A 14099-nucleotide genomic window follows, 5' to 3' on the forward strand; every position below is an offset into this window, starting at 1 on the left:
TCTTTCGAAAGTACCTCCACATGCAGTCCCTCTTCCGACGCGCCGCGCGCGCCCTGACCCTGCTCTGCGTCGTTGCAGCTGCCCCGGCTCAGGCTCACGAAACGCTCAAGCTCGACGCCCCCAAGCCCAACCTCGCGCCCACGCCACCCATGGGCTGGAACTCGTGGAACAAGTTCAAGTGCGACGTCAGCGAGAAGCTGATCCGCGAACAGGCCGACGCCATGGCCGCCTCGGGCATGAAAGATGCCGGCTACCAGTACATCGTCATCGACGACTGCTGGCAGAAGAGCCGCGACGCCGACGGCAACATCCAGGCCGATCCTGAGCGCTTCCCCAGCGGCATCAAGGCACTGGCCGACTACGTGCACAGCAAGGGCCTGAAGTTCGGTCTCTATTCCGACGCCGGCTCCCTGACCTGCGGCGGCCGCCCCGGCAGCGCCGGCCATGAGTTCCAGGACGCGCGCCAGTACGCCAAATGGGGCGTCGACTACCTGAAGTACGACTGGTGCCATACCGGCACCCGCAACGCCGAGGCCGCCTACACCATCATGGCCAAGGCGCTGCGCGAGTCGGGCCGCGACATCGTGCTGTCCATCTGCGAATGGGGTACTGCGCAGCCCGAGCGCTGGGCCCCCAAGCTCGGCCACCTGTGGCGCACCACCGGCGACATCTACGACGCCTGGGAAGGCAAGAAGGACTGGTCCATGGGCATGACCAACATCCTGGACCTGCAGGCCGAGCGCGAGTCCGTTGCCGGCCCCAATGCCTGGGCCGACCCCGACATGCTGGAGATCGGCAACGGCAACATGACAACCACCGAGTACGAGAGCCACTTCTCGCTGTGGGCCATGCTGGCCGCGCCGCTGATCGCCGGCAACGATATGTCGAGGATGGACGCCGACACGCTGCGCATCCTGACCAACAAGGACGTGATCGCCGTCGACCAGGACGCGCTGGGCAAGCCGGGCCGCCGCGCGCTGAAGGAAGGCGACCTGGAAGTCTGGGTGCGTCCACTGCAGGGCGGCGAATACGCGGCCGTGCTGTTCAACCGTGGCAGGACGCCGGCCGACATGAAGCTGAACTGGGACCGCCTGGGCCTGCCCGGCAACCAGAAGGCTGACGTGAAGGACCTATGGAGCAAGAAGGTCGCGAAGGGCGTCAGCGGCAGCTACGGCGCGAGGGTCGCGCCGCACGGCGTGGTCATGGTTCGCGTCAAGCCCGCGCCATGAGGATGAGGGCTCTTCTGCTCACGCTGGCGGTGCTGGCCGGCGGTGCACAAGCCGAGACGCTGACTGTGAAGGACGCCGGCTCGCTCGAAGCCGCCCTGCTCCAGGCCCGAGCCGACAAGCGCATCCGCCGCATCGAGCTGGCGAGCGGCCGCTACGCGCTGACCGCGCCCATCGTCATCGACGAGACGCTGTCGGGCACGGGCAAGGAGCCCTTCGTGCTCGCCGCCGCGCCCGGCGCCCAACCGGTGCTGAGCGGCGCGTCGCCGCTGCCGGCGCTGCGCTGGGAACAGTGGCAGCACGGCATCTGGCGCGCGCGATTGAGCGGCACGTCGTTCCAGCGCCTGTGGATGGGGCAGCAGATGCTCGTGCGCGCCCGCTATCCCAATCTGGACCCGGCTGCGTCGGGCTTCGGCGGCGCGGCCGATGCCACGTCGCCCGAGCGCGTCGCACGCTGGCGCGACCCGCAGGGCGCGGTGCTGCACGCGCTGCACGGCTATGGCTGGGGCGGCCTGCAGATCCCCATCCTCGGCAAGAAGGCCGACGGCGGCCTGGACTACGGCCCGCAATTGGCCAACAACCGCGTGATGCCGCCGAGCGACAAGGACCGCTGGATCGAGAACGTGCTGGAGGAGCTGGATGCGCCGGGCGAATGGTTCCACGACGGCAAGCAGGGCTGGCTGTACTTCAAGCCGCTGGCCGGCGAACGCCCGCCGACGCGTGGCTTTCGTGCCGGCACACACGAGGCGCTGGTGCGCATCGAGGGCCGCGCCCGAGACGTGCAGCATGTGCAGCTGCGCGGCCTGCAGTTCAGGGACACCGAGCCGACCTTCCTGAAGGCCACCGAGCCGCTGCTGCGCTCGGACTGGAAGTTCTACCGCGCAGGCGCCGTGACGGTCGAGAACGCGCGCGATGTGCGCATCGCCGACTCCGAGTTCACCGCACTGGGCGGCCATGCGGTGGTGGTCAGCGGCCGCGCCCAGCGTGTGGCCGTGTCGGGCAACCACATCCATGCCATCGGCGGCACGGCCATCGCCTTTGTCGGCCGGCCCGAGGCGGTGCGGTCGCCGCTGTTCGAGTACCACGAGCGCTTGGAACTCGCGGCCATCGACCGCACACCCGGCCCCAAGTCGGACGCCTACCCCAAGGACTCCGAAGCCAGCGACAACCTCATCCATGACATCGGCCAGATCGACCGCCAGGCCACCGGCGTGCAGATCGCGATGGCGGCGCGCATCACGGTCGACCACAACAGCATCTACCGCATACCGCGCGCCGGCATCAACATCGGCGACGGCACCTGGGGCGGCCACCGCCTCACGCACAACGACGTGTTCGACACCGTGCGGCTGACGGGCGACCACGGCAGCTTCAACAGCTGGGGCCGCGACCGCTTCTGGCACCCCGACCGCGCCGAGATGGACCGCCGCGCGGCGGCCCACCCGGAGCTGGCGCTGCTGGACGCCGTCGAACCCATCGTCATGCGCCGCAACCGCTGGCGCTGCGACCACGGCTGGGACGTGGACCTGGACGACGGCGCCTCCAACTACGTCATCGAGGAGAACCTGATGCTGGCCGGCGGGCTCAAGCTGCGTGAGGGCTTCCAGCGCGTCGTGCGCAACAACATCCTCGTCAACGGCAGCTTCCATCCGCATGTGTGGTTCGACAACGGCGGTGATGTGTTCGAGTCCAACATCGTCATGGGTGGGCACCAGCCGGTGGAGATCAAGCACTGGGGGCGCAGCGTGAACCGCAACGTCTTTGCGAGCAAGGCCGACCTGCGACAGGCGCGGGGCCGCGGCAGCGACGCCGATTCGGTGGCCGGCTACCCGGGCTTTGCCGCGCCGGCGGAGGGCGACTACACGGTCACGAACGCTGCACTGGCGTCACACATCGGCTTCGTCAACTTCCCCATGGACGACTTCGGCGTGCGCCCGGCGCGGCTGAAGGCCATCGCCTTGCAGCCGGCCTTCCCGGTGCCCAAGCAGCTCAGCTCCGCCACGCCGCTGCAGGCCGCGCAACAGCTGCATGGCCTCAGCCTCAAGCCGGTCGAGACGCTGGGCGAGCAGTCCGCCGCCGGCCTGGGCGACAAGGCCGGCCTCATCGTGCTGGCCGTCGAACCCTCAAGCCCCGGCGCGGCGGCAGGCCTGCAGCCGCGCGACGTCATCCTCACCAGCGGCCAGCAACAGATCAACGACCTCGCCACCCTTCAGTCGCTGCTCGCCGCCGGCCATAGCGTCGAACTCACCATCGCGCGCAATCAGGCGCGCGTTCTGCTGCATTGGCCGCGGCAGGCGGCGGCATCAAGTCCGAGCAAACCATGACCCGAGGTCAAGCATCAAGATGAGACAAGCCTCCCTCATCTCCTGGCCTCCTGGACCCTCGCCGTACGCAGCGCAGCGTGTTCACGGCCAAGCACAGGCGATCCTGCAGTCCACTGCAGAGCCCGGGGACGGCAGCCGCGCCACGCTGAGCGCCGTCAGTGACGACCTGCCCGCCAGCTACGACGGTGATCGAGGTCTTCTGAACACCGACAAACCTACAGAGCTGCCAGACAACAGCTGAACGTCAAAAACGAATCCATGAACCCGCCCTCTCACGACCCGACCCCGCCCGCCGCCGAACCTGGACAACGGCCGCAATGGCAGCGCGGCCACAACGGCTACGCGCTGACCATCGCCGTGATCATCCATATCGCGCTGCTGTTGGCGGTGCTGTCCTGGCGTTCGCAGGTGCCGCCGCCAAACAAGCCCCGCAGCTCCCAGATCAACATCGTCGAGGTCAAGCAGCCGCCCAAGCCGCCGGAGCCCCCGCCGCCCGCGCCCAAGCTGCCCGATCTGCCGCCGCCGAACATGCCGCCCGTGCCCGAACTTCCGCCCATCGAGGAGACCAAGGTCGAACCCGTGCCGCAAGCCGTCGCGCCAGTGGTGGCTGTGGCGCCGGCGCCGGCGCCGGCGGCGGCTCCGGTCATCGCGCCTCCCCCGCCCGCACCCCCGCCAGTCGCCAGCAGCCCGGTGCCGCCCAAACTGTTTGAAGAATGCGGGGACTCGCCCGACCGGAAGATGATTGCCGAGGTGTTCCGCCTGCGACCTAGCTTCACCACCGTGAAGGATATTCGCCGGCTCAAGCCCATCAAGACTGTCTGCCTGGCCCAACTCAACGTCTCGCCGCGCAAATTCACTGACGGGTTCCCAGGGCTGGACGTGAGCGAATGGTTCGCGCTGGACATCCGCTTCACCGTCAACATCCCTGGGGACATCACGATGGATCTCCTGCTGCTGTCTGACGACGGGGCCATACTCAATGTGGACGACGAGGAGGTCATCAACAACGACGGCATCCACGCGCCGAACCCGGTGATGGCCACCGTGAAGCTGACCAAGGGCCTGCGCAATTTCCGCGTGCGCTATTTCCAGGGGCCGGGCCCGGACCTGGCTCTGGCGCTGGTCTGGAAGAAGCCAGGCGCGCCCGACGCCGACTACCGGTACATCCCACAACGGCTGCTCGGGCGTCCGCCGGCCGCCGCTTCGGCGCCGGGATAGCCCGGTTACGACCTAATGATCCAGCCGAACGGAGTCAAGGGATTCGCCAGGACCTCACCGTTTCGAGCAGCCGACGAAGAGGTCGTGGGATGCGCGAAGCGCGGTGGAGCAACTGAAATGGCTGCTCGATGCCGCAATCCCGGATGGGCCCAATTGTCTTTTGGAGACTGTTTTGCGAAATCGACCACTTCAGCGCATCGTCATCGTCGGCGGCGGCAGCGCCGGCTGGATTACCGCCGCACCGCTGGCGCGGATGCTGTGCCGGCCCGACCAGCCGGATCAGCATTGCGAGGTGACGCTGGTCGAGTCGGCGGACATCGGGACTGTGGGCGTCGGCGAGGCCACACTGCCGACGGTACGGTTCTTCAACCAGATGTTGGGCATCGACGAAGCGGACTTCGTTCGCAAGACGCGGGCGAGCTTCAAGCTCGGCATCAAATTTCGCGACTGGGGCTGCAAGGGCAACCGCTTCTTCCATGGCTTCGGCGGCTTCGGCCCGGCCATCCACAACCGGCCGCTCTGGGCGTACTGGCTGCGCATGCGCGCGCTGGACCCCGGGCTGCCGTCTTACGAGGAATGGTCGGTCGCCACAGTGATGGCCCGGCAGCAGCGCTTCGTGCCGCCCCAGCCCGGCGAGCCGTCGCCGGCCAACGGGTTCGACTACGCCTTCCATTTCGATGCCTCGCTATACGCCGCCTACCTGCGCGAGTACGCGCTGCGACATGGCGCACAGCGGGTCGATGGCACGATCACGCGCGTCGAGACACGCCCGCAGGACGGCTTCGTCAAGACGCTGCACCTCAGCGACGGCCGCTGCATCGAAGGCGATCTCTTCATCGACTGCTCGGGCTTTCGTGCCCTGCTGATCGACGGGGCGATGCAATCGCCCTACGAGGACTGGAGCCGCTGGCTGCCTTGCGACCGCGCACTGGCGGTGCCTTGCGAACGCACCGACCCCATGACGCCCTTCACGACATCAACCGCCCAGTCCGCAGGCTGGCAATGGCGCATACCGCTGCAGCACCGCACGGGAAACGGGTTGGTCTACTGCAGCAGCTACCTCGATGCGGCCGAGGCGGAAAGGACGCTGCTCGGCCACCTGGACGGCAAGCCGCTGGACGAGCCGCGCGCGCAGCGCTTCGTCACGGGGCGACGAAGGAAGGGTTGGGTCAGGAACGTGGTCGCCATCGGGTTGTCATCCGGCTTCCTGGAGCCGCTGGAATCGACGAGCCTGCACCTGATCATGGACGCCGTCGGCCGCCTGATGGCGCTGCTGCCCGACTTGGACTTCGAACCCACGCTTGCCGATGAGTTCAACCGCCAGATGGCCTACCGCTACGAGTCCGTGCGCGACTTCATCATCCTCCACTACACGCTCGGCGAGCGGCGCGACAGTGAGTTCTGGCGCTACTGCGCCGACATGCCGATACCGGACGGATTGGCGCACCAGATCGAGCTGTTCCGCAAGACCGGACGCGTGGCGATCCTTGAGCCAGAAGGGTTCGCCGAGCCCTCGTGGGTCTCGATCCTGCTGGGTCTGGGCATCATCCCCGAGCGCTGCGACCCCTATGTCGATCTGGTGGACATGCCGCAGATCCGCAGCCACCTCTCGGGCGTGCGCGACGCCATCGCGCGAACGGTGGCCGCCATGCCATCCCATTCGAGCGTTCTGGAACGCCTGTCGCCTGCAATCTAAGGTGGGCTACTTGCAGGGACCGGCGCAGGACCTGGCTCTGATGGTGATCTGGAAGAAGCCAGGAGCGCCCGACGCCGACTACCGGTACATCCCACTCCGACTCATCGCGCGCCCCGCAGCTGCTTCGGCGCCGGGATAGGCCGGTTGCAGCCAATGCATTCCCGAGATGGCCGGCAACGATGCCTTGGTGTGGAAACGCATCGGTTTTTGATGGCGTGCTGCGCGACTGGGCGCTGGACGTGGTGGCCGCACAGTTTTGTGCAGGCTGAGGGTAGAACTTTGACTTGGGAGTGTTCATGAAAGCATCACGAATTGCACGTTTCGCAAACGTCGGCCCGCACACTGACATGCGCATGGCCTTGCGGTTGGTTGCCCTGGCGGCGCTGCTGCACACGCCGGCGGCAGTGCTGGCTCAGGTCGGCACCTTTCCCGGCATGGAGCCCGGTCGCGTGGGCGGCGTGTCGGCCGAAGGAGAAAACCCAGACAAAGCGGCCGCAGACCTCAAGAACAAGCAGATGGCCCAGGAGCTGATCGACAAGCAACGCGACGAAGCCGCGCTCCGCACAATGGTCGAACAGCGGGCAAAACTGCGGGAGCGCTTGGAGCGCGATGCGGGACTGTTGCAACAGCCGGTGGAATTGCTGGCGGGCATGTTCCAGTTGCCAGCCGATCTGAAGCTCTCGCCCGAGCACCGCAGCGTGGCCGAGGAGGTGCTGCGTCAACAACGTGAGCGCGCGCAGGCCGGCTGGGCGGCATGGCTGAACGAGGAAACCGCGCAGGGCAAGGGCGAGCTGCGGGCCGAAGTGGCCGCGCAGCGATTGAGCAATCGCGTACTCAACGAAGTGGCGCTCTGGCAGGCCGATACGACGCCGCACCCCAGCGACACGATCTGGATCGATGCGCTCAAGACGCCTGCCATCTGCCAGCGGCTGGACCAGACGCGGCCCGCCGGGCAGGTGGCGCAGCTGATCGAGGCGCTGCCCGCCGAGCAGCGCGATGCCGCCTGGCAAGGCGAGGCAGCGCGCCTGGCTCGCTGGGGTCAGGTCCCGCGGCAGGTACTGCCGCCGCCGGACCGTGCATTCGAGGACGAGCTGGCCGTTGCGCTGCCCAAGCTGGCGGGCAACGCATCCAGCCTCGCCCCGGATATGCGCAACGCGCTGCAGGCGCCCGGCTGGACCTATGCCGCGCAATCACCCGCTGCACGTTGCGAGTTGCTGCGCTGGTGGAGCCAGGAACAGGTGCGCACCCGGCGCATGACGGCACCACGCGCACTGCATGCCTGGCGCACCGCGATGGCCGTGCGCTCGACGGGCTATCTGCTGCCCGATGTGCCACGCAGCGGCCCGGGTGCGACCGACGCGAACGGCTTTCCGCTGTTCGCGCGCCGCGCCGAGCTTGCCGGCACGGTCGTCGTGGAACAGGACATCGATGCTGCCGGCAAGATCGTGCGCAGCTTCGTGCAGCGCCGCGAAGTCACGGCGGCCGGCGTGCGCGGCATGCCGGCCCTGGCTCTGGAGCGCGAACTGGACGCCGTGAGCCTGTCCCGCGCCGCCAGCACCCCCGCCGCTGTCCCCGACTCGGCGCAGTTGCGTGACGGAACGGCCACGCGCCGAATCGGCATCGAGTGGGTGTTGCCCGAAGGTCGCTAGGCAAAGGGCCTGGGGAAACTGGTAGACGGCCCGGCAGTAGCGAGGCAGGAGGAGAAATCGTGAGAAGGCATTGGAATCGCATCCCCGTGATTGCGCTGCTGGCGCTGCTGCAGTGCCATACGTTGGCCCAGCCGGCCTGTCGCAGAGCTCAGCTTGACGAGGCAGAGCAACTAGCTTTGGACGCTCAGGACCTGGACGCCAAGTGGCGGCGTATGCATTTCCAGAACAAGGCGACAGCCGCTGAGATTCATGCCAAGGCGGTCGACTCCATGTCGCGGGCTATCGCCATTTGGGACGGCTTGGACGTGCCGAATCTTGTCGGCCGAGGCCTGTCCGAGTTGTCCAGGCTCCAGATCACGTTTGGCGATGTGGATGCTGCCGTCGCGACCGCCCGTCGACTCGTCGAACACTGGCACGCGCGTGGAAATGTCCAGAAGGAAGGCGATGCCTATTTTGAGCTGGCCACCCGGATCGAGGCTGGTCGGCAATGCTTCGAAGCGCTCGCCGGGTGGGAGCAGACCATCGCGTTTGCCCAAGCCAATCATCTGGACTTTCTCTACGCGAACGCCTTGAGGCAGAAAGCCAATTGGTTGAAGGCACAGGGTCGGGAGTCAGAAGCGGAAGCGGCTCAGCAGGCGGCTTCAAAGGCAATGACCGAGGCTTTTGGCTCAACGAAAAAACGTCGTGTTGACCCGGAAGCTCAAATGCCGGAACGCTGGGTTGACGTGCCGGCAGCGCCCATGTTTGCCGAACTGCTGGTGCTTGACAAAGGTCAACGTCTGGCCTTGACGAACCGCAGCACCAAGTTCATCGAGTCCGCCAGCCTGGGCTGCGCCACCGATGACGGCGGCCAATGGAGGCTTGGCAGACCCCTCTTTTCCATATTCATGAACCATGGCGGCGTTGGTCCCAACGGCCACTTTGACGTCACGCGCGCGTTTGCCGGCACAAGAACCCGGTGGACCGATCGGCCGATGGGCTGCGAGGAAGGCCGCCCCACGGTGGTCGAAGTGCTCTATGCCGACGGAACGAAATGGCGGCTGGCCACCGATGCGCCGGATGAGGGCGGCCGTTAAATCGAGTACGCCGTCGCAGCGGCGACGTGTGCTTCCAGCTCAGGCCACGCTCGTTGCGCGATGCCCTTGCGCGGGATGCGGCACATCCGCGCGAAGGGGCGACAAAGCGGCGGCCAGACGTTCACTCCTCCAAAGCGACGACCATCACGGCCTTGGCAGGCACCTTGATCGCCAGCTTGCCGCCCGCAGCACGCGTGCTGAACGCCGCCGGCTTGATGACCTGCGGATTCTGGAAGGTGTTGTGCGCATCCATTGCGGCCGAGGTGAGCACCTGGCCGGCCGCCCCTTTGACCTGCGTGCCGCTGACGTTGACGGCGACATCGACCGCCTTGTGCGGATCGGTGTTGACCAGCGCCAGGTGCACCTTGCCGTCCTTGGCGCGTGCCGCCGTAGCACTCACACCCGGAATGGTCACGGCACCCAGGGTGTAGCGGGTGTTGTCCTTGATCGCCAGCGGCAGCGACTTGGCATCCTGGAACGGCGCATACATCTGGAAGGCGTAGTAGGTCGGGGTCAGGACCATCTTCTCCTTGTCCGTCAGGATCATGGCCTGCAGTACGTTGACCATCTGGGCGATGGTGGTCATGGGGACCCGTTCCGCGTGCTCGTGGAAGATGTGGAAGTTAAGCGCCGCCACGAGCGCATCGCGCAGCGAGTTCTGCTGGAACAGCCCACCTCTGGGGTTCACTTCGTCATACCAGGTGCCCCACTCGTCGATCATCAGTCCGATCTTCTTCTCGGGGTCGTTCTTGTCCAGCACGACCACGTGATCCTTGATCAGCTGATCCATCTTCAAGGTATTGGCCAGGGTCGAGATCCATTCGTCTTCCTTGAAGCCGAGGTCCTTGCCCTTGACCTCCCAATTGCCGGTCGGGACGGTGTACTGGTGGACGGTGATGCCGATCGTGCGGCCCTTGAGTTCCTTGCTCAGGACCTGGGTCCAGCTGGTGTCGAAGCCGCTACCGCCGCTGGCGATCATCTTCGGCCTGGACTTCTCGGGTGCCCACAGGAAGTGTTCGTAGTTGCTGTAGAGGTTGGCGTAGTAGTCGGGCTTCATGTTGCCGCCACAACCCCACAACTCATTGCCGATGCCGAAGTAGGCGACCTTCCACGGTTTCTCGCGCCCGTTCTGAGCGCGCAGCCTGGCCAGCGGCGAGCCGCCGTCCGCAGTCATATATTGGACCCAGTCGGCCATCTCCCGCACGCTGCCCGTACCGACGTTGCCGTTGACGTAGGCGTCGGCGCCGATCATCTCGATCAGGTCGAAGAACTCGTGGGTGCCGACGGCGTTGATCTCTTCGACGCGACTGCCGTAGACGTTGCTCGGGCGCTTGTCCTGCGGGCCGATGCCGTCGCGCCAGTGGTAGGTGTCGGCGAAGCAGCCGCCCGGCCAGCGCACCAGCGGCACCTGCAAGGCCTTGAGCGCGCCGACGACGTCGTTGCGCCAGCCCCGGGTGTTGGGAATGCTGGACTTCGGGCCGACCCACATGCCTTCGTAGACGCCGGTGCCGAGGTGTTCGGCGAACTGGCCGTACACGTACTTGTTGATGATCGGGCCGGGTTTGCCGGTGTCGATGTCGATGCTGACCGGGTTGGCCGCGAAAGCAGGTGCAGCAATCATGCCGAGAATGGCCAAACTATGTTTGATTTTGTTCATACAAAGAGTGCGGACAGCCAAAAAGCCGGCGCGTGGTTTGGTTGCAATGAACCCGTTGATTCATCGCCATTATTTTTTCAGCGCCTTAATCGGCCGTTTTGTCCGCAGGCAAGGCGCGTTGGGAGAATTGCCAGTAATCGAACTTGAACAGTTCTTCGCCGGCCGCACCGCGGAATAAGAAGAAAAGGTCATGAACGCCGGAGGCGCCGGAGATCTGCGCCAACTGCTGCTGCCATTCACCGCCGGTGCCCGAGACCGGCAGGGTGCCGATCAACTGTCCGTCGAGTTTGCCCAGCCGAATTTCTATCTTCGCCCCGCTGGCCTCCTTGGCCTTGGCCGCGCTGGAGAGGCTGGCCATGAAGGCGCGCGCGCCGGTGGCGCCGAAATCGACATTTCGCACCTGGATATACGCCTTGTCGTGGATGTCGCGCAAATTCTGGCCACCCGCGCTGCTGGGTTCGATCTTGACGCCGGAAGACCAGGCGATGGTTTCGGCTTCGACTCGCTTGTAGGGATTGAGCGTGCCCACCGGTGCCGGCCCTTCCTTGGTCGGCTGCACCATTGGGACAGTGCCATCGGGGTTGAACTTCAACTCATCGACGCACACGGAACGTTTGAATCCGTCGCCGCCCGGAAGCGCGGCGTTGTGATAGAAAAGGTAGGTCTTGCCCTTGTAATCAACCACGCCGGGGTGGTTGGTGAAGGCGCTTTGCGGGGCCATGACGGGGCCGCCGTAAGTCCACGGCCCCTGCGGCGTGGGGCCGGTGGAGTAGCCAAGAGGCTCAGGAAGCGGGCCAGCGGCAAAGAACAGGTAGTAGCGCTCGTTGCGCTTGTAGAGCCAGGGGCCTTCTTCGTAAGACGTGCCGCGTTTTGCGTCTGCGGGAATGCGCTCGCCCAAGGCCTTGATCGTCATCGGATGCCGAATGAGGCCGTTCTCCCCCACGCTGGTGTCGTAGGAAATCATGTCCTTGTTCAGCTTCACCGACCACAGGTTGGGATTGCCCCAGGCGAGATAGGCTTGGCCCTTGTCGTCGATATAAACGGTCGGATCGATACTGTCGTGTTCGGCGGCGATCAGCGGTTTCTTGAGGGGACTGGTATAGGGACCGAGGGGATTGTCGGCCACCAGCACGCCAATACCCCGGCCTTGCACCGGGGCGTAAAGATACCACTTGCCGTCCCGCTCAATCACCTGGAGAGCCCAGGCGCCGTTGTCAAAACCGTGCCAGCCGGAGATTTCCTTGGCGGCCCAGGGAAGATCCCGGAGTGAGGCGATGGCGCCATGCTGGGTCCAGTTCACCATGTCCGTGGTCGTCGAGACCACCCAGTTCTTCATGTTGAAGTTGCCTTTTTCCCCGACATCTTCATCGTGCCCGGAAAACACGTAGAGCGTGCCGTTATGCACGATGGGGGCCGGGTCGGCCGTGTACATCGTTTGAATGATCGGGTTGAGCGCCAATGTTGTCGCGGGCAGCAATGCCAGCACGGACAAAAGAAGGACAGCGGGGAAGATTGGCTTTTTCATGACAAGCTGAGATTGGGAAGGTCGGGAAATAAGGTCGCGCCGTGTCAGCGCCCGTCTTTTGTCCCCGGCCCGACCCGGTAGTAATCAAAGTCCACACGGCCGCCGGCCGCCTTGGTCGAGTAATAGAAGAGACCAAAGCGGTAGCCCATGAAGTGCGGGAAGGTGTAGGCCAGACGCGAGGGGCGACCGATGGGGGTCCACGATTTGCCGTCGAGGCTGTAGGAGAACCGGGCGACTTCAGGCGCGGGCTGAAATTCCGTGTCGACCCTGAGGTGAACGGTTTTGCCAGACAGCGGAACGGCGGCGATTTCCTCGGGCTTGTCCGTTTCGGCGCTCACCATGACGAGGGATCTGGCGCCGTCGCTCATCTTGACACCCACGAAACCGTACTGCCTCTGGAATGCGGCCAGGCCAGCCCAGTCGCCATCATTCATGCCGCTGACGTCGATGCTGGTGGCGGCCGAACTCTTGGGGCCGAAGGTGCGCTGGGTGAGGGTGTTGGTGGCCTCGGGCAGCGCGGCCACGACCCGGCTGGTGGACAGGCTCAGGTAGCCCGGGCGCTGGGTGAGCGACCAGTCATCGAGGCGCGGGTTGTGGTTCCATTGCCAGGCCAGGGGCAGAGCGGGGTCGCCGGGCCGGCGGTCGAATTCGTCGGAGGCGACGATGCCCGAGACGCCGGAGACCCCTTGACCGCCGGCGGGGATGTCCAGCGTCATGGGCGCCTTGCCGTCGGTACCGAGCACCGGCCAGCCGTCCTTCCAGGTCACGGGGACGAGGTAGGGGATGCGACCGACGGCGCCGTTGTCCTTGAACAGATAGGCGTACCACTTGCCGTCCGGCGTGTCGATGAGGCCGCCCTGGGCGATGCCGCGGTCGTCGAGCGCGATGCGACTCTCGTAGGGGCCGTCGATGGCGTCGGCGCGGCTGATGATGACGGTGCGCGCCCAGCGGCTGCCGGGCGAGGCGATGTTGAAGAGGTAGTAGCGGCCATTGGCCTTCACGAGCTGCGAGCCCTCGCCCTTGAGCCCGCCCTGGTCGGCGCCGAAAAGGGCGTTGACGCTTTCGACGATGGTCTTGTTCACACCGCCGAGCTTGATGCCGGAGAGATCGGGTTTCAGCTCGATGAGGGAGATGCGCCCGCTGCCATAGACCATGTAGACGCGGCCGTCGTCGTCGAAGAACAGGCTGTGGTCACCCAGCGAGGGCTCGAAGCTCGTCGCCTTCCATGGGCCACGCTCAGGGTCGCGCGTGGTGAAGATGTGGGTGCGCCCGGTGTTGGCGGAGAACGTCGAGGCATGGAACACGCCGTCGTGGTACCGCAGGCTGCTGGCCCACGAGCCTTCCCCGTAGGTGTTCTTGCCGTTGTCGAGGCGGAAGGCTTCGTTGTCGGCAAGGGTTTCATAGGCGTACGACGCCATGCGCCAGCTCACCAGGTCCGTCGACTTCATGATCGGCAGCCCCGGGCTCATGTGCATCGTCGTGCTGCTCATGTAGTAGGTCTTGCCGACCCGGATGATGGCGATGTCCGGGACGTCGGCCCAGATGAGGGGGTTGTGGGCACGGTTGGACGGTGCCGCCGCAACGGCGTTGCCGCCGGGCGATGGTTCTGCGGCTATCGCGGTTGCGCCGGTGAACGCGGCCCAGCAAAAGGCGAGGGGGTGCAGGAGTCTGGCAAGGCGCATGGCTGGATATGAAGCATCAATAGGAGAACGGTGCCCGTTCTCTAGG

General features: G+C 65.7%; 9 protein-coding genes. 6 read left to right on the plus strand and 3 right to left on the minus strand.

The window, feature by feature from the left end; all coding sequences use genetic code 11:
- Positions 1-20 precede the first annotated feature (20 nt).
- From ACG00Y_RS23470 to ACG00Y_RS23495, 6 genes are all read left to right on the plus strand, one after another.
- A complete protein-coding gene (locus ACG00Y_RS23470) occupies positions 21-1229 on the plus strand; it encodes a glycoside hydrolase family 27 protein (protein ID WP_394483131.1) in 1209 nt (402 codons plus the stop codon).
- 2 nt (positions 1230-1231) lie between these two features.
- Positions 1232-3550 carry a PDZ domain-containing protein gene (locus tag ACG00Y_RS23475; protein WP_394483133.1) on the plus strand — a complete coding sequence of 773 codons (2319 nt, stop codon included), beginning with the start codon at positions 1232-1234 and terminating at the stop codon, positions 3548-3550.
- Positions 3551-3808: 258 nt separating this feature from the next.
- Complete coding sequence (locus ACG00Y_RS23480; protein ID WP_394483135.1) at positions 3809-4768, plus strand: PA14 domain-containing protein; 960 nt, start codon at positions 3809-3811, stop codon at positions 4766-4768.
- 103 nt (positions 4769-4871) lie between these two features.
- Complete coding sequence (locus ACG00Y_RS23485; RefSeq protein ID WP_394483137.1) at positions 4872-6464, plus strand: tryptophan halogenase family protein; 1593 nt, start codon at positions 4872-4874, stop codon at positions 6462-6464.
- 347 nt (positions 6465-6811) lie between these two features.
- The gene (locus tag ACG00Y_RS23490) at positions 6812-8113 is read left to right on the plus strand and encodes a hypothetical protein (protein ID WP_394483139.1); all 1302 of its coding nucleotides are present in this window, start codon (positions 6812-6814) and stop codon (positions 8111-8113) included.
- Between the two features lie 86 nt (positions 8114-8199).
- Complete coding sequence (locus tag ACG00Y_RS23495; RefSeq protein WP_394483141.1) at positions 8200-9189, plus strand: hypothetical protein; 990 nt, start codon at positions 8200-8202, stop codon at positions 9187-9189.
- 121 nt (positions 9190-9310) lie between these two features.
- Here ACG00Y_RS23495 and ACG00Y_RS23500 read toward each other — a convergent pair whose 3' ends face one another.
- The 3 genes from ACG00Y_RS23500 to ACG00Y_RS23510 all read right to left on the minus strand — a co-directional run bounded on the left by ACG00Y_RS23500 (position 9311) and on the right by ACG00Y_RS23510 (position 14053).
- Positions 9311-10810: an alpha-N-arabinofuranosidase gene (locus ACG00Y_RS23500; RefSeq protein WP_394483143.1), complete on the minus strand. Its 1500-nt coding sequence runs from the start codon at positions 10808-10810 to the stop codon at positions 9311-9313.
- Positions 10811-10931: 121 nt separating this feature from the next.
- Positions 10932-12371, minus strand: coding sequence for a glycoside hydrolase family 43 protein (locus ACG00Y_RS23505; protein ID WP_394483145.1), 1440 nt, complete (start codon positions 12369-12371; stop codon positions 10932-10934).
- Positions 12372-12415: 44 nt separating this feature from the next.
- On the minus strand, positions 12416-14053 hold the full coding sequence (locus ACG00Y_RS23510) for a glycoside hydrolase family 43 protein (RefSeq protein WP_394483147.1): 1638 nt from the start codon (positions 14051-14053) through the stop codon (positions 12416-12418).
- Positions 14054-14099: the final 46 nt, after the last annotated feature.

This window comes from Pelomonas parva, from assembly GCF_043555835.1.
Lineage (GTDB): Bacteria > Pseudomonadota > Gammaproteobacteria > Burkholderiales > Burkholderiaceae_C > Pelomonas > Pelomonas parva.